This is a genomic window from Bacillus licheniformis DSM 13 = ATCC 14580 (assembly GCF_000011645.1).
Classification (GTDB): Bacteria; Bacillota; Bacilli; order Bacillales; family Bacillaceae; genus Bacillus; species Bacillus licheniformis.
The window spans coordinates 3,920,799-3,936,551 of sequence record NC_006270.3; the positions used below are offsets into that span (position 1 = coordinate 3,920,799).

The window sequence follows — 15,753 nt, forward strand, 5'->3', positions numbered from 1 at the left end:
ATATGTGGATTGTCTCGAAACAATCAACTCAGGAAGAGCTGGCCAATGCATTCAGAAAACTGATGAAAGCACCTGATATTTTGAAAATACCCGGTGTTCATGACGGAATGGCTGCCATTACCGCAAAAAACATCGGCTTCAAAGCGCTCTATCTCTCCGGGGCCGCCTACACGGCAAGCCGCGGGCTCCCTGACCTCGGAATGATACACTCCCAGGAAATCGCTGAAAAAGCAAGCGAACTTGTGAGAGCCGCAAATCTTCCGCTTTTGGTCGATATCGACACCGGCTACGGCGGTGTCCTAAATGCGGCACGCACGGCCGCCGAAATGGCCGAGAGCAGAGTCGCAGCCGTCCAAATCGAAGATCAGCAACTGCCTAAAAAATGCGGACATTTAAATGGAAAAACGCTCGTACCCGCAGAGGACATGATCGCAAAAATTAGAGCGATAAAAGAAACCGCCCCTTCGCTCGTTGTCGTGGCTCGGACGGATGCAAAAGCAGCAGAAGGGATGGAAGCCGCCGTCAGGCGCGCCAATTTATATGCCGACGCGGGAGCCGATGCCATCTTTCCTGAAGCATTAACGAGCGCAGCCGAATTCCGGGAAATGGCTTCTTCCATTAAAGCGCCGCTCCTGGCCAATATGACCGAATTCGGAAAAACGCCTTATTATACGGCTGACGAATTCCAAATGCTCGGCTGCAGCATGATTATTTACCCTGTGACTTCCCTGCGCGCCGCCGCGAAAGCTTATGAGCGGGTCTTCGCGGAGATTTTCGAAAAAGGCACGCAAAAGGGTGTGCTCGATGACATGCAGACACGCGAAGAATTATATGATGCGATTCATTACTACGACTATGAAAAACTGGACGAAAATATTGCCAAAACGGTGCTTCCCGAAATCGGAAAAGAACACCGTTGATACGCGAAACAAGGCTGCCGAATGATCGGCAGCCTTCTCCACTTACAACAGCTGCAACATCGCACCGCCGACAGCACCGGCTGCAACGATGATCCACGGCGAGAGCTTCCAGTAGACAAGCAGGCTGAACAAAACCGCAGCGAATGCAAAATCGATCGGCGCCAATACGGAGCTGGTCCAGATCGGGTGATAAAACGCGGAAATCAATATCCCCACAACAGCTGCATTCACTCCCATTAAAGCGCCTTTTACTTTAGGATTGCGGCGCAGCGTATCCCAGAAGGGCAGCGTCCCCAGAATCAGCAGGAACGCCGGCAGAAAAATCGCCGCTGTGGCGAGCAATCCGCCTTGCCAGCCGCTGATCACCGCACCAAGATATGCAGCGAATGTAAACAAAGGCCCCGGAACAGCTTGTGCGGCTCCATATCCGGCCAAAAATGCCTCTTCACTTAACCATCCCGCCGGTACAAATTCCCGTTCTAATAATGGCAGGACAACATGCCCTCCTCCGAAGACCAAAGAACCCGACCTGTAAAAGCTGTCAAACATGGCAATCCAGCCGGAAGATGTCATTTCCCTGAGCACCGGCAGCAAAATGAGAAGCCCGAAAAACAAGCTGAGACAGACCGCTGCAAACCGGCGCGACACAGGAAACTGCATGACGGAATCATCCGTTTCAACTTGCTCTTTATAGATAAGATATCCGGCGAAAGCGGCGAGCAGGATGACTCCGACCTGTGTAAAAGCCGTCTGCCAGAGAAGAGTGGCGACCAGAGCAAACAGCGCAATCGCTTTGCGCCTTTTATCAGGTGTCAGCTTTTGCGCCATCCCCATAACGGCATGGGCGACTACGGCGACGGCGACGATTTTCAGTCCATGAATCCAGCCGGCTGTTCCAATATCGAAGCCTTGCAGAACCATGGCAAATAATACAAGCGCTATGACAGATGGAAGAGTAAACCCGATGAACGCTGAGATTCCGCCGAGGACGCCGGCTCTCATCACGCCGATTCCGATCCCCACCTGGCTGCTGGCAGGACCGGGCAGAAACTGGCATAAAGCGACCAGATCGGCATAGTTTTTTTCGTCCATCCATTTTCTTTTACGGACATATTCGGCATGAAAATATCCTAAATGTGCGATCGGACCTCCGAATGATGTCAATCCAAGCCTGGTTGAAACGAATAGAATTTCAAGCAGCGACTTCAAGCTTCTGTCCGCTTTATGCTTTGTCATCATTCCACTCCCCTATTCTTTAATTTCTTTAAACAGTTCATATGCTTTCAATCTGGCTTCCTTCAGTACGCTTGCTCCTTTTTCCGTGGTTGAATAGTATTTTCTGATCTTTCCGTCCACATTCTGTTCTTCTTTTCGAAGAAGTCCGTCAGCTTCCATAGAATGAAGGATCGGATACAGCGTTCCCGCACTGATGTTATATCCGTGCTCTTTCAATTCCTCAAGCATCCACAATCCGAAAATCGGGTGTTCGCTGGCGTGGTGCAGAATATGAATTTGAATAAATCCTAGAAATAGCTTTCGCAATACCTTATCTTCCAATACCGCACCCCCTTTAACGAAATTCAATATCGAAATCCGATATCGATAATATATAACGAAAGTGTAGCATCCGTTCCCTTTCTTTTCAAGGTCTTTTGCCCTTAAAAAAACAAGCCCAAACATGGGCTTGCCTGTTTCCAATCATTTACGACTGATACTGTACACGATGAAGATTTGCGAAAATACCGCCGCGCTCAACCAGTTCATCATGTGTCCCTTCTTCTGCGATTCCATTCTCTGTCACGACCACGATCCGGTCGGCATTGCGGATCGTAGCAAGTCTGTGGGCAATGACAAGCGTCGTCCTGTCTTTTGCGAGCTCCGTCAAAGCGTTTTGAATCACCTGCTCCGTCTCTGTGTCAAGTGCTGATGTGGCTTCGTCCAATATGAGAATCGGCGGGTTTTTTAGAAACATCCTGGCGATGGCAATCCTCTGCTTTTGGCCCCCTGACAGCTTCAGCCCCCTTTCGCCGACCTGGGTTTCATAACCGTCGGGGAGCGACTCGATCAGCTGTTCCAAATGCGCCATTTTGGCGGCCCGCTGAATTTCTTCATCTGTGGCATCCAGTTTTCCGTAGGCAATGTTTTCGCGGAGCGTTCCCGTAAAAAGAAACACATCCTGCTGGACGATGCCGATTTGCGAACGGAGAGAGCGTTTTGTCATATCGCGAATATCGATGCCGTCAATTGTGATGGCCCCGCCGTCTATATCGTAAAAGCGCGGAATCAGCGAGCTGATCGTCGTTTTGCCCGCTCCCGACGGCCCGACAAAGGCGACGGTTTCTCCGGCTTTAATTGACAGATCGATGCCTCGCAGGACGGGTTTATGTTTTTCATAGCCGAACGTCACATTCTTGAAGACGATGTTTCCTTCCAGCGCCGGAACATCAATCGCATCTTTGCGGTCGACAATCTGCGGCTTTGTATCGATCAACTCCGTAAACCGCTTAAATCCTGCCATTCCTTTAGGATAAAGCTCCAAAATGGCGCTGATTTTATCAATCGGCTTAAACAGCACGTTGACATAAAGAACAAACCCGACGAATTCCCCGTAGGACATATTCCCGGAAAAACTGAGCCAAGCTCCGAACACGAGCACTGCCAGAATCATCAGCCGCGTCATCAAAAAGGTTCCGGCAGTCGTGAGAGCCATCGTTTTGTAGCCCTTCAGCTTCGCCTTGCGGAACTTTTGATTGTTTTTTAAAAACCGGGATATCTCAAAGCGCTCATTCGTAAAAGATTGAACGACGCGAACGCCTGAAACGCTGTCCTCAACCCTGGCATTAACATCGGCGATTTCGCTGTACATCTGGCGCCAAGCCCGGTTCATCCTGATATTGGAATAGATGATCAAGATAATCAATAACGGCACAAACAGAACTGCAACCAATGCAAGCTTCACATTAATCGTCAGCATAATCCAAAATGCACCTAAAAAGGTCATCACGGCGATGAACAAATCTTCCGGTCCGTGATGGGCCAGCTCTCCGATATCAAACAGATCATTTGTGATGCGGCTGATGATATGTCCTGTTTTTGTATTGTCAAAGTAGCGGAAAGATTGGCGCTGTACATGTTGGAAAAGCTCCTGGCGCATATCTGTTTCAATGTTGATGCCCAGCTTATGCCCGAGATAATTGACAATGTACTGCAGACCTGTGCTGAGCAGGTAGATCAGTAAGAGGCCGATGCTTACCCAGACGATTTCAAGCCAGTCTCCCCCGGGAATCAGCGTATCAATGAACCACTGAACAACTAGAGGAAAAGCCAGCTCCAGCACTGCAACGACGATCGCGCTGCTGAAATCGATGAAGAACAAACGTTTATGAGGTTTATAGTATGAAAAAAAGCGGCGTATCATAGGATGATGTGCACTCCTTTTGAAAATCTTTACGAGATTGATCGTATCACAGTTTGGCATCGGAAGTGCAAAAATTTCGAAAAATAATTGAAAATTATTCTCAAGTAGGCTGTTTTATAAAGGAATTCCCGCTTCTTTTGCTTCCTGTGCAACAAGCTTAGCGATTTCTTTTGCCCCGAAGTCGCAAAAGTGGGTGTCATCCCTGGCTCCGTCCGGATAGTTGGGGTGTTCCCCCGGTTCAAGCCATAAATACAGCTTTTTGGAAGCTTCCGGTCCTAGCGATTCAAGCAATTGACGGCTTTTGAAGGCGAGATCGATAAGCGGCACCCGAAGCTCTTCCGCAAGCTGTATCATCGCATCAGGATAGTCGCCATGGGTATTTTTAAAGCGGCCATCGCTTGCAAATGATCTTCTCTGGACCGGTGTAATCAGAACAGGATTGGCTTTCTTTAACCGTGCCTCATCTATATACCGGGTCAAATGCTGCTTGTAAGTTGTGTATGGCTCTGTATAGCGATCATCCGGTTTTTGGTCGTTATGACCGAACTGGACAAACAAATAATCGCCGCTTTTGATCTGTGTTATGATTCGCTTCAGCCTGCCTTCTTCAATAAAGCTTTTTGAGCTTCTTCCTGATGCCGCTTCATTGCGGATCAAAACACCTGCGCTTAAAAACTCGCCGATTTTCTGCCCCCAGCCTGCACGCGGCGCCCTATTCTCATCATAATCGCAAACCGTTGAGTCCCCGGCCAAAAACAACTGAATGTCTCGCATCATCCATCCCCCTGATCCCTTTTTATTTATATTAAAACGCCCCTCAAGGAACTGCAACAAATATACATAATTAACCATTTTGTTCTTTATACGACTCCTTTTTATAAAAAAAAGGCGTCAATTGACAGAAAACTATCAATTTATACTAATTTTTTTAGAAATTTATCTAAAAATATTTACTTGGATGGTAAATGGTGATAGATTAAACAAACAAGAAAAGGAATATAGTTGATCGCGATCTCATTTCTGCCTTTTCTTGAAAATAATAGGACGTCCTCTACTTTAACTTAAACATTGCAATTAGGAGGAACTTATCGATGCTAAACGAAAATTCATTCGTAAAATCAGTGTTGGTCTATTAGCTTCTGCAGCATTGTTTTCATTTATCATTCCTACCCAAGGAGCAAATGCTCAAGAGGTGAAAACAAATCATTTTAGAGGACCGATCTTTTGTCCGCCGCCATTCAAGCCGGCACCTAAACCACAGCCGCCTCAAAAACCGCAGCCGGACAATCCGCAACCGGATAACCCGACTCAGAAGCCTGTGCTTGAGGCAAAAACTATTAACAGCAATAAAGAGTGGTCAACTTCAGACATCGAAATTACTTATAGACCAAACGCATTTGTCGGTTCAAGCTATGTTGAATTTCATTTTCCGTACCGCTTTCATGCAAGCACAAGAGATACACTAAATGGAAAAACGCTTGACTATACACAAATTTTAAATGATGGACAAACGGTCAGAGTTCCTGTCTATGCTTTAAGTTCCTCTGAGTTCAAACTGGTCATGGTTCGGAAAACGCTTCCAAATGCCGGCACTCACAGAATTACTGCTGAACTGCAGCAAAATGGAAAAAACATCAACCATGCTGAAACAACTTTGGAGATTGTCCCTCGTTAAATCAATGTTCGGCCCGCCGGCATGAATGTGCCGGCAGCCGTTCTATTGTATTTTTCTTTACATATCATGCATTTTTTAAATGTTTTTAGAATTTTCCTTTAAAAATATTTACTTGATTGGTAAATGATGATAGATTGATGGAGCGGGAAAAGGAATATAGTAGATTCCGAACTTATTTTTTCCTTTTTCATCATTTTTTAAAAACATTTATTAGGAGGGGTAAGTACATGTTGAAACGTAAATTTATCGGTAAAATTGGAGTCGGCCTATTAACTTCAGCCGCATTGTTTTCTTTCATTCTTCCGACGGAAGAGGCGAGCGCCACTTTTTACAGAAACGCTCCGACGCTGCATGTCGAGACGGTTGACAGCAATAAAGAATGGACAACTTCAGACATTGAAGTCACTTACAAACCGAACTTTTTTGTCGGTTCAAGCTATGTTGAATTTAACTTCCCATACCGCTTCCATGCGAATACGAGAGATTCGCTGAACGGCAGAACACTGAACTATACACAGATTTTAAATGACGGGCAAACGGTCAGAGTGCCGGTTTACGCTTTCAGCTCTTCTGAGTTCAAACTGGTCATGGTTAGGAAAACGCTTCCAAACGCCGGCACTCACAGAATCACCGCGGAGCTGCAAAAGTTCGGGCGAAACTACAACCACGCAGAAGCTACAGTTGATATCCTGCCACGGTAAAATTTTAAGCCTGCCGGCATAAGAGCCGCCAGGCTTTTTTTCATTTAAGCGCTGCCCGCCGAACCAGTATGTTAAAACAAGCGAGCGCGCTGATATTGCAAAACAGAATGACGACTGCCATCGGCAAAGCTGTATGGCTTCCGGCAATACCGACGAGCGGCGCCGCGGCAGCTCCTAAAATAAACGGAAGCAGTCCTAGAAGCGCAGATGCGCTCCCGGCTGATTTCCCCTGGCTCTGCATGGCCAAGGATCCGCTGGTCGTCGTCACGATTCCGATGCAGGAAACCACGACAAACAGCGGGATTAAAATAAGAATCAGCGGAGCTTTAAAAAAGACAGAAACAAATAAAACAACGCTTGCGGTAAAAGACAGCAGCAAACCGCTCCGCAAAAGGGACGCTTCACCGAACCGGCCGGCAAGCCTGCCCGTAATCTGAGCTGCGATAATAATGCCCAGGCCGTTTAATGCGAAACAAAAACTAAAGGCTTGAGCCGACAATTTGTAAATGTCCTGCAAAACAAACGGAGAGGCCGATATATAGCCGAACATCCCCGCTACGATCAGCCCTTGCGCCAAGGCGTATCCCATAAATGTACGCTGGCCGAAGAGCCTTCCAAATGATACAAACGTCTCTTTGAATCCGCCTGCCGTACGGTTTTCCGGAGACAGCGACTCTTTAACCCCGAATATAACGGACAAAATCATCAGCAGGCCAAAAAGGCCGATGATGAAAAATACGCCGTTCCACGTCGTCCATTTCATCAGCTGTCCGCCCGCTACCGGAGATATGATAGGCGCTATCCCGTTAACAAGCATCAAGAGCGAAAAGAACTTTGTCAATTCTGTTCCAGAATATAGATCACGGGCAATCGCGCGTGATATGACGATGCCGCCTGCCCCCGCCGCGCCTTGAATAAAGCGCATCGCGATCAAAACCCATACAGAAGATGTCATAGCACATAAAAAAGAGGCCGCGGCAAAAACGGACAGCGACACGATCAGCGGAAGCCTTCTTCCAAGGACATCGCTGAAAGGGCCGATGACAATTTGGCCGATTGCCAGCCCCAGTAAACACGATGTTAAACTGAGCTGAACGACGGAAGCATTCGTATGTAAATCAGTTGCCATCTGTGGAAGGCCGGGCAAATATAAATCGATCACAACCGGACCGATTCCCGATAAAATACCCAATATGACAGCGATCCATACCCTGTTCGGCTTTGCTTTCGAATGAGCCGCAAGATCTGCCTGGCTGTTAAGCGTACCCATTGGATCACTCCTTTATTATATTTTTAAATACGCCCTCGAAACCTTCCAGTGTATTGTATACCTTAAGTTATGAAGATGACAATTAGAAAAACCGGGCGAGCCCGGCTGATTAGTAAGATTCATATCTTTTAAAAACAAAAACGGTGCACATGAACAAAAGAATTACAATTCCCAAAGACGAAAACACCATCCAGCCGAAAGCATGGTCCCATGAACCGTGCATGATAAAATAATCAGCCTGGCTTTTCGCCTTATCAGGCATCCATTCGGTAAAGCGGGGAAATAAGGATCCCGCCAATGAAACGAAGGCGATGAAACAGATGCTCATGCCGGCAATCCCCCCGATATGGCGAAACAGAGCACTGAAAAACATCGTGACCGACATGACAAATATAATCCATATACTGTACACGGATAAACTAAATAAAAACCGGTCAAATTCAACCTTGCCGAATAGCAGATTTGTATAGTAGAAAGCCAAACCGTAGCTTGCAGCAAACGAAACCAATACGAGCAGCACCTGCTGAAGCCACTTGCTGCCGATATACTGAAGCGGGCTGACAGGTCTCGCCATCACCAATGAAAGGGATCCTTGGTTTCGTTCGTGGACAATGCTGCCCATCACACTGAAAACGAAAATTGCCGTACCAACCGTGCCGAACTGGGACAAGGTGCTCGCCATTACCTCTTCACCTCTCGGCCTTGGTATGTCGATCACGGATCCCTCAGGCAAATTCCCGGCCATATCGATAATTTGAGGCATATAATACAGGCTGAGCGGCTGAATCAAGCCCAGAAGGATCAAAATGACAGGCAGCCAAAGCAGCTTTCCGTCTCTCCATCTTTCCGTCCATTCTTTTTGAAATAACATAAAAAATGAATTCATAGCCCCATCACCTTCAGATACATATCTTCCAAGGACATCGTTTTTTGTTCAAAACGAACAATCGATACTTGTCTGTTCAAGCATTCAGCCAACAGTCGGCGGCTGTCAGACCGATCTGTTAAATAAAATTCAGCTTGTGAAGGCTTATGATACACGACTTTGCTGACATAAGGCAGGTGTTCCAGCCATCCTTCAAGACTTTCTTCAGCTGTCAGCATATATGATGGCTTTAAATGACGGTTCTTCAATCTGTGAAGCGGACCAGACCATTTGACAGCCCCTTCTTTCAGCATGATCACTTGATCGCACACCTCTTCGGCATCATGCAGCACATGAGTCGAAAATAGGATTGTCATCTTCTTTTTTAAATCCTTCATCATATCAAGCACTTCGCGCCGCCCCGCCGGATCCAGGGCGGAAACAGGTTCATCCAAAATCAACAGCCTCTGCTCATGAACCAAAGCCTGCGCCAGCCCGAGCCTTTGCTTCATCCCTCCTGAAAAACCGCCGATTTTCCGGTCTTCTTCCTTTTCCAGACCGACATAGCGCAAAGCGGTTCGACTCTTTTCCAGGGCTTCACGACGTTTCATTTTGGAAAGCCTTGCAGCGAATACCGTATATTCTAAAGCTGTCATCCATGAAAAAAACGCAGGATGCTGAGGCAAATATCCGATTTCCAGCCTGTTTATCGATTCTCTCCCCAAAAAGCGGATGCGTCCTGATGTAGGGGCCAATAAACCGGAAAGCATTTGCAATGTGGTCGTTTTTCCCGCTCCGTTCGGCCCGAGAAGGGCAACGCATTGCTGATATTCAAGGTCAAAGCTGACATTTTGGACAGCTTGGTGCTGCTGATACATTTTTGTTAAGCCATTGACGGACAGCATCACACCCGCCTCCTCTCATATGTTTTTTTACCGATGATAAAGTAAGAGACGGGACCGACAAAACTGATCCCGAAAATGATCAAAATCCACATCCACTTTGGGCCATTCGTTTTCTCCTGTTTTATGCAACTGACCAATGCGGACACTGCTAAAATGAAAGACAGCACAATGAAAGGGGCGAGCAGCGCCCAAGGTATATCTGCTCCAGTCATGATAACGGCCTCCTTTTTTTATGAAACGGCCTTACAACAAATAAATAATAGAATAATAAAGGCATCGGTGTTTGGATCAAGCCCCATATTCCCCAGAACCACGCATTGGCTCCCTTTTTCTTCGCATTAAGAAATAGAAAGATACTCTGCGCAAATAAAAGCGGTGAAATGCAAAGCAGCAGCAGCAGCAGTTTTTCCTGAGTCATGTCAAGATTCATTTAATCAGCCTCCTCATCAGCCGTATGCCGCCTTTTTTCTATCAGGGCAAGCGCTGGCAGCAAGATAAGCGCCGCTCCCTGCACCATGATAAAAACAGCCGGTACTTGAACGGAAATCGTCAAGTAGGCCGATAAAATCACCAGCGCCATGACGATAAAACAAAGCAATTCCTTTTTAAGCGCCCGCTTGCGCTCTTGCTTAAACCGCGCTAAACGCTGATTCAGTTCAAATGCTTGAGGAACCGGCGGCACAAAATTATCATCAATTCTTTCGAGTTCGCGTTTCAAATGTGTAACCGTTTCTTTTTCATCTCGTTCATTCACTGTCCCCACTCCTTTCGAATTTTCTTTAATCCATGATGCACGCGCGATTTGACGGTACCTTCTTTTATTTTCAGCATGTTTGCCACTTCAGGGTAAGTAAACCCGTAATAGTGTCTTAACAAGATTGGCATTCTGAACTCAGGCTCAAGCGCAGCAAACATCTCCAAGTATTCGCTCCATTCGTGGCCGTGAAGGGCAGAATTCCATTTCATTTTTCGCAAGGCTTCCTCTCCTGCTGCTTGCGTTTTGCGGTTTTCGCGTTTTTTCCGGCGCTGATGGTCGATAAACAGCCGGGAAGCAATTGAGATCAGCCATGTTGAAAATTTTGCATTGCCCTGAAACTGATGAAGGCTGACATACGCTTTCAGCATCGTTTCCTGGACCAAGTCCTCTGTGAGATCTGGGTTCAGCGTTAATTTCAGAACATATTGATATACAAAGGGGTAATGAAGCTGAAACAGTTTCGTAAAAGCCGCATCTTCACCGTCTTTTGCCCGTATGATCAGTTCTTTTTCATCTGCTTGATCCACTAAAACGCAAACCCCCTTTCTTTTTGTCTCTGTATCTAGGACGACGCCTGCAAGCAAACCGTTCAATTCTATTTCAATAAGATAAAAAATCATCTTGTTTTTCGGCCGGGATTTATGATGTACTTGAATTTAAAGGGGTGTGAGTAAAAAGGGATGGAGCGGCAAAAACAAATCGTCTATGAAGAAAAACAAATTTTAAGGAAAGATCATATGATCTTTTGGGGTGCCGTCTTTTGTTTCTGGTTTGCTACATACATCTATGTCCCTGTTTTCGGATTATATTTAGACAACATCGGATTTTCATATTCAGCGATAGGAATCGTACTTGGAAGCTACGGCGTCACTCAGATATTACTGCGTTTTCCGTTCGGCATCCTGTCTGATGTTCTTTCGCCGCTTAGAAAACAGCTGTTGATCAGCGGCTTTGCAATGTCTCTGTTGAGCTGCTGCATATTTCTGTTGTCCGATTCGTTCATCATGGTGATCACAGCCAGGCTGCTCGCCGGTATGACCGCGGCGATGTGGGTGATGGCAACCGTTTTATACTCGCAGTATTTTACAAAAGATCAATCATCAAAAGCGATGGGCATCCTGCAGTTTTTAACGGTCCTTCCCCAATTCATCAGCATGGCAGTCAGCGGCTACCTCGTCCATTTGTTCGGCTGGATGTTTCCGTTTTGGATCGGTGTTGCCGTATCATGCATCGGACTGATTCTGTCATTTTACATTAAAGATAACGGGCCCCGCCATACGGCCAAGGGGATGGCTTTGTCAGACTATGTTAAACAGACGTTGCGTCTTCCTGATTTAAAAGCGATTACAACATTATCGTTTTTAGCCCACGCTGTACTATTTATGACCGTGTTCGGATTTACGCCGATTTACGCGGAATCGGTCGGAATCGATGAGAAACAGCTGATTTGGGTTATGTTCGCCTTTTTTGTTCCGCAAACGCTGGCTTCCGTGTGGTGTATCTTTTACAAAGTAAAGGCCGCCGATGCACTGATATGGATATCTTATGTGATAACGGCTGTTTTCTTTTGCTTGCTGCCGTTTGCCGAAACCCTTTTCGCGGTATGTATCGTCCACGCCGTGACAGGACTGACATTGGGATTTATTTTTCCGCTTTTGGTCAGCAAAGTCGTTCAGCTTGGTACGCCTCAGCTCAAAATGTCTGTGATGGGTTTCTATCAATCTTTTTATGCGCTCGGTTTTTTTCTCGGACCGGTTGTGGCGGGAAAAGTGGCTGAACTGTTCGGGCTGCCGAAGGTGTTTTGGTTTGCCGGCGCATTGTCACTGGCCGCTGCATGTATCATGCTTTTTTCCAAACAGTTTCGTATATTTACAGCAGGAAGACGGGATAAATCCTCAAATATCGTTCAGCCGACGAAGGTCTTCCGTAAGTGAAACAGCGATGAATCCCACAAGAGGTTCATCGCTGTTTTCTTCTTTAATACGGGTCTTGAGAGTGCCCTTTTTCTTCCGCCTGTCTCGGGGCATCTTCGGCGCCTTCTGCTCCGATCGGCTCCCGGCTGGATGTATTTTGGCTGGAGGCGTTTTTTAATCCTTCCTCGACTCTGCTTCCATATTCCTTGTCGCATTGCTTCAGCATATCGATCATCTTCGTTTGAATTCTTTGGTCGCACGGGGCAAGTGTATTGACCAGATTCGTAATCAGCTCGTCCTTTTCCCAGTCTTCGAAATGCCTGTAAGTGTCCCCGGCCTGCTTGAAATTATTCTGCCTGTCGATACTTTCGCGCACAAGGTTTCCTTCCACATGCGGGGTGTATTCTTTGCCATCCTGCTTTGCTTCTTTCAGCCCGTTGATGGTTGAAGGTTCATAGTTGATGTGCGGGCTTTGATTTTTGCCTAAATCGACCTTGTACTGCATCTGGCCGCCCCGCTGATTGGTTGCCACCCTTTTTTTCGGCGCATTGATCGGCAGCTGCAGATAGTTGGCTCCCACTCTGTAGCGCTGTGTATCCGAGTAGGAAAAAGTACGTCCCTGAAGCATTTTGTCATCGGAAAAGTCAAGTCCGTCGACAAGAACCCCTGTTCCAAATGCCGCTTGTTCGACTTCTGTAAAGTAGTCTTCCGGATTTTTGTTTAAAACCATTTTGCCGACAGGCAGCCAAGGAAATTGATCTTCAGGCCACAGCTTCGTGTCGTCAAGCGGGTCAAAATCGAGCTCAGGATGCTCATCATCGCTCATGATTTGAACGAACAGCTCCCACTCGGGATAATCTCCGCGCTCAATCGCTTCATATAAATCCTGTGTGGCGTGATTGAAATTCTTCGCCTGAATTTCTTCCGCCTCTTTTTGCGTCAAGTTTTTTATGCCCTGCTTCGGTTCCCAGTGATATTTCACAAGCACGGCTTCCCCTTCTTGATTCACCCATTTGTACGTGTTCACCCCGGACCCCTGCATCTGCCGGTAGTTCGCCGGAATACCCCAAGGCGAAAACAAAAATGTGATCATATGCATCGCTTCAGGCGTGTTGGAAATGAAGTCAAAGATTCTTTCGCCATCCTGCAAATTCGTAACCGGGTCCGGCTTAAATGCATGGATTAAATCCGGAAACTTTACCGCATCGCGGATAAAGAAGATCTTCAAGTTGTTTCCGACCAGATCCCAGTTACCGTCTTCAGTGTAGAACTTGACCGCAAATCCGCGGGGATCCCGCAGCGTTTCCGGTGAGGATATCCCGTGAGTCACCGTCGAAAAACGGACAAACACCGGGGTTCTCTTGCCTTTTTCCTGAAAAAGCTTTGCTCTCGTATACTTTGAGACCGGCTCATCGCCTGCTGTCCCATAAGCTTCAAAATAGCCGTGCGCTCCGGCTCCCCTGGCATGGACGACCCGCTCTGGAACCCTCTCCCTGTCAAAGTGGCTGATCTTCTCCAGGAAATCATAGTTCTCCAATGTTGATGGCCCCCGGTTGCCCACGGTTCTGATATTCTGATTGTTTGTGATCGGGTGGCCCTGCCGGTTTGTTAACGTATCATCAGTCTCCATGTCAGATTTCTGCTCGTTTGAATGCTGATCCATTCTTCTTCCCCCTTTATTTGGAATTAACAATAATTTATCCCAATCCAGAAAAGTTATTCAGCATTTATCATGATCAAATCAACGATAATAAATTTTTCTTTATAATAATTATAAATAAATATTGTTTTTTTCTTGAGAAATGTTATCATTGTTTTGTAATTAAAATTTACGCGAGGTGATCCTTTGATGACGACAAATAAAAACAACCTAACAACCAGCTGGGGCGCTCCAGTTGGAGACAACCAAAACTCAATGACAGCTGGTTCACGCGGACCGACGCTGATTCAGGACGTCCACTTGCTCGAAAAGCTCGCCCACTTCAATAGAGAGCGTGTGCCTGAACGGGTTGTGCATGCAAAAGGCGCCGGTGCGCACGGTTATTTTGAAGTCACAAATGACGTTTCCAAATATACAAAAGCCAAATTTTTATCAGAAGTCGGAAAACGCACGCCGTTATTTGTCCGTTTTTCAACTGTTGCCGGCGAAAACGGTTCAGCCGATTCCGTCCGCGACCCGCGCGGTTTCGCTGTTAAATTTTATACAGAGGAAGGGAACTATGATCTCGTTGGAAACAATACACCTGTTTTCTTTATCCGCGATGCGATTAAATTCCCTGACTTCATTCATACACAAAAGCGCCATCCGGTCACACATTTGAAAAACCCGGATGCCGTATGGGATTTTTGGTCATTGTCTCCTGAATCCCTGCACCAGGTAACCATCCTGATGTCTGACAGGGGCATCCCTGCGACTTACCGGCACATGCACGGCTTCGGCTCCCACACATTCAAATGGGTGAATGCCGAAGGAGAAGGCGTCTGGATCAAATACCACTTCAAAACAGAACAAGGCATTAAAAACCTGACCGAAGAAGTGGGGACAAAGATTGCAGGTGAAAACCCCGATTATCACACACAGGACTTGTATGAGGCGATTGAAAAAGGCGACTTCCCGGCATGGAAGCTGTACGTTCAAATAATGCCGCTGGAGGATGCGGATACGTACCGTTTTGATCCGTTCGATGTGACAAAAGTATGGTCGCAAAAAGATTATCCGCTGATTGAAGTCGGCCGCATGGTTCTAAACCGGAATCCGGAAAACTATTTCGCAGAGGTTGAACAAGCTACATTCTCCCCTGGAACATTGGTGCCCGGCATTGAACCGTCTCCCGACAAAATGCTTCAGGGACGCCTGTTCGCATATGCGGATGCACACCGCTACCGCGTCGGCGCAAACCATAACAGCCTGCCGATCAACCGTCCGAAAGCGGAAGTTCATAATTATCAAAGAGACGGACAAATGCGCTTTGATTCAAACGGCGGCGGCTCTGTCTACTATGAGCCGAACAGCTTCGGAGGCCCTCAGGAAACTCCGGAAAACAAAACAACGGCTTATCCGGTGTCAGGTTCGGCGGACAGCACGGCCTACGACCATAACGACCACTATACACAGGCCGGAGATCTTTACCGCCTCTTGAGCGAAGAAGAGCGGACCCGCCTTGTCAGCAATATCGTAGGTTCGATGAAGCAGGTGACAAAAGACGAAATTAAGCTTCGTCAAATTCAGCATTTCTATAAAGCAGATCCGGAGTACGGCACACGAGTTGCCGAAGGATTGGGCTTGTCTGTTCCGCAGGAAGTTTAAGGCTAATATCATTTCAATCATT

General features: G+C 46.9%; 17 protein-coding genes. 5 read left to right on the forward strand and 12 right to left on the reverse strand.

Features of this window, described 5'->3' with window-relative positions:
• Positions 1 to 2: 2 nt before the first annotated feature.
• Positions 3 to 920, forward strand: a complete 918-nt coding sequence (gene prpB, locus TRNA_RS41645; protein WP_011198423.1) for a methylisocitrate lyase — start codon at positions 3 to 5, stop codon at positions 918 to 920.
• Between the two features lie 42 nt (positions 921 to 962).
• Here the strand turns inward: prpB and TRNA_RS41650 are convergent, their stop codons facing one another.
• The 4 genes from TRNA_RS41650 to TRNA_RS41665 form a co-directional block, all read right to left on the reverse strand.
• The gene (locus tag TRNA_RS41650; RefSeq protein WP_003186312.1) at positions 963 to 2,156 is read right to left on the reverse strand and encodes a chromate transporter; all 1,194 of its coding nucleotides are present in this window, start codon (positions 2,154 to 2,156) and stop codon (positions 963 to 965) included.
• A gap of 12 nt (positions 2,157 to 2,168) precedes the next feature.
• Positions 2,169 to 2,477 carry a PadR family transcriptional regulator gene (locus TRNA_RS41655; RefSeq protein ID WP_011198424.1) on the reverse strand — a complete coding sequence of 103 codons (309 nt, stop codon included), beginning with the start codon at positions 2,475 to 2,477 and terminating at the stop codon, positions 2,169 to 2,171.
• A gap of 145 nt (positions 2,478 to 2,622) precedes the next feature.
• Complete coding sequence (locus TRNA_RS41660; protein ID WP_011198425.1) at positions 2,623 to 4,338, reverse strand: ABC transporter ATP-binding protein; 1,716 nt, start codon at positions 4,336 to 4,338, stop codon at positions 2,623 to 2,625.
• Between the two features lie 114 nt (positions 4,339 to 4,452).
• Positions 4,453 to 5,115 carry a rhamnogalacturonan acetylesterase gene (locus TRNA_RS41665; RefSeq protein ID WP_003186317.1) on the reverse strand — a complete coding sequence of 221 codons (663 nt, stop codon included), beginning with the start codon at positions 5,113 to 5,115 and terminating at the stop codon, positions 4,453 to 4,455.
• A 310-nt stretch (positions 5,116 to 5,425) separates the two neighbouring features.
• On the opposite strand from TRNA_RS41665, the gene bslB (TRNA_RS41670) reads away from it, so the two are divergent.
• Positions 5,426 to 6,013 (forward strand): biofilm surface layer hydrophobin BslB, encoded by a 588-nt coding sequence (gene bslB / locus TRNA_RS41670; RefSeq protein ID WP_289362612.1) that lies wholly within the window; start codon positions 5,426 to 5,428, stop codon positions 6,011 to 6,013.
• 227 nt (positions 6,014 to 6,240) lie between these two features.
• Complete coding sequence (gene bslB, locus TRNA_RS41675; protein ID WP_003186322.1) at positions 6,241 to 6,714, forward strand: biofilm surface layer hydrophobin BslB; 474 nt, start codon at positions 6,241 to 6,243, stop codon at positions 6,712 to 6,714.
• A gap of 40 nt (positions 6,715 to 6,754) precedes the next feature.
• Here the strand turns inward: bslB (TRNA_RS41675) and TRNA_RS41680 are convergent, their stop codons facing one another.
• From TRNA_RS41680 to sigY, 7 genes are all read right to left on the reverse strand, one after another.
• A complete protein-coding gene (locus TRNA_RS41680; protein ID WP_009329848.1) occupies positions 6,755 to 7,984 on the reverse strand; it encodes a multidrug effflux MFS transporter in 1,230 nt (409 codons plus the stop codon).
• Positions 7,985 to 8,093: 109 nt separating this feature from the next.
• Complete coding sequence (locus TRNA_RS41685; protein ID WP_011198427.1) at positions 8,094 to 8,870, reverse strand: ABC transporter permease; 777 nt, start codon at positions 8,868 to 8,870, stop codon at positions 8,094 to 8,096.
• The gene (locus tag TRNA_RS41690; protein WP_003186328.1) at positions 8,867 to 9,754 is read right to left on the reverse strand and encodes an ABC transporter ATP-binding protein; all 888 of its coding nucleotides are present in this window, start codon (positions 9,752 to 9,754) and stop codon (positions 8,867 to 8,869) included. The genes TRNA_RS41685 and TRNA_RS41690 overlap by 4 nt, the downstream gene beginning before the upstream one ends.
• A complete protein-coding gene (locus TRNA_RS41695; RefSeq protein WP_011198428.1) occupies positions 9,754 to 9,966 on the reverse strand; it encodes a PLD nuclease N-terminal domain-containing protein in 213 nt (70 codons plus the stop codon). Before TRNA_RS41695 ends, TRNA_RS41690 begins: the two co-directional genes overlap by 1 nt.
• On the reverse strand, positions 9,963 to 10,184 hold the full coding sequence (locus tag TRNA_RS41700) for a hypothetical protein (RefSeq protein ID WP_011201765.1): 222 nt from the start codon (positions 10,182 to 10,184) through the stop codon (positions 9,963 to 9,965). Before TRNA_RS41700 ends, TRNA_RS41695 begins: the two co-directional genes overlap by 4 nt.
• A complete protein-coding gene (locus TRNA_RS41705) occupies positions 10,185 to 10,508 on the reverse strand; it encodes a YxlC family protein (protein ID WP_003186335.1) in 324 nt (107 codons plus the stop codon).
• Positions 10,505 to 11,038: an RNA polymerase sigma factor SigY gene (gene sigY, locus TRNA_RS41710; protein WP_011198430.1), complete on the reverse strand. Its 534-nt coding sequence runs from the start codon at positions 11,036 to 11,038 to the stop codon at positions 10,505 to 10,507. The genes TRNA_RS41705 and sigY overlap by 4 nt, the downstream gene beginning before the upstream one ends.
• Positions 11,039 to 11,191: 153 nt before the next feature.
• Here sigY and TRNA_RS41715 point away from each other — a divergent pair, with 153 nt between their 5' ends.
• Positions 11,192 to 12,445: an MFS transporter gene (locus TRNA_RS41715; protein WP_009329853.1), complete on the forward strand. Its 1,254-nt coding sequence runs from the start codon at positions 11,192 to 11,194 to the stop codon at positions 12,443 to 12,445.
• 43 nt (positions 12,446 to 12,488) lie between these two features.
• Here TRNA_RS41715 and TRNA_RS41720 read toward each other — a convergent pair whose 3' ends face one another.
• Positions 12,489 to 14,087, reverse strand: coding sequence for a catalase (locus TRNA_RS41720; protein ID WP_003186342.1), 1,599 nt, complete (start codon positions 14,085 to 14,087; stop codon positions 12,489 to 12,491).
• 186 nt (positions 14,088 to 14,273) lie between these two features.
• Between TRNA_RS41720 and katA the strand changes: the two genes are divergently transcribed.
• On the forward strand, positions 14,274 to 15,731 hold the full coding sequence (gene katA / locus TRNA_RS41725; protein ID WP_011198432.1) for a catalase KatA: 1,458 nt from the start codon (positions 14,274 to 14,276) through the stop codon (positions 15,729 to 15,731).
• Positions 15,732 to 15,753: the final 22 nt, after the last annotated feature.

Excerpts from the sequence above, each read along its gene's own strand:
- prpB (WP_011198423.1), top strand. The coding sequence starts at position 3 with ATGTGGATTGTCTCGAAACAATCAACTCAGGAAGAGCTGGCCAATGCA.
- TRNA_RS41650 (WP_003186312.1), bottom strand. The coding sequence starts at position 2,156 with ATGACAAAGCATAAAGCGGACAGAAGCTTGAAGTCGCTGCTTGAAATT.
- TRNA_RS41660 (WP_011198425.1), bottom strand. The coding sequence starts at position 4,338 with ATGATACGCCGCTTTTTTTCATACTATAAACCTCATAAACGTTTGTTC.
- TRNA_RS41665 (WP_003186317.1), bottom strand. The coding sequence starts at position 5,115 with ATGATGCGAGACATTCAGTTGTTTTTGGCCGGGGACTCAACGGTTTGC.
- bslB (WP_003186322.1), top strand. The coding sequence starts at position 6,241 with ATGTTGAAACGTAAATTTATCGGTAAAATTGGAGTCGGCCTATTAACT.
- TRNA_RS41680 (WP_009329848.1), bottom strand. The coding sequence starts at position 7,984 with ATGGGTACGCTTAACAGCCAGGCAGATCTTGCGGCTCATTCGAAAGCA.
- TRNA_RS41685 (WP_011198427.1), bottom strand. The coding sequence starts at position 8,870 with ATGAATTCATTTTTTATGTTATTTCAAAAAGAATGGACGGAAAGATGG.
- TRNA_RS41690 (WP_003186328.1), bottom strand. The coding sequence starts at position 9,754 with ATGCTGTCCGTCAATGGCTTAACAAAAATGTATCAGCAGCACCAAGCT.
- TRNA_RS41695 (WP_011198428.1), bottom strand. The coding sequence starts at position 9,966 with ATGACTGGAGCAGATATACCTTGGGCGCTGCTCGCCCCTTTCATTGTG.
- TRNA_RS41700 (WP_011201765.1), bottom strand. The coding sequence starts at position 10,184 with ATGAATCTTGACATGACTCAGGAAAAACTGCTGCTGCTGCTGCTTTGC.
- TRNA_RS41715 (WP_009329853.1), top strand. The coding sequence starts at position 11,192 with ATGGAGCGGCAAAAACAAATCGTCTATGAAGAAAAACAAATTTTAAGG.
- TRNA_RS41720 (WP_003186342.1), bottom strand. The coding sequence starts at position 14,087 with ATGGATCAGCATTCAAACGAGCAGAAATCTGACATGGAGACTGATGAT.
- katA (WP_011198432.1), top strand. The coding sequence starts at position 14,274 with ATGACGACAAATAAAAACAACCTAACAACCAGCTGGGGCGCTCCAGTT.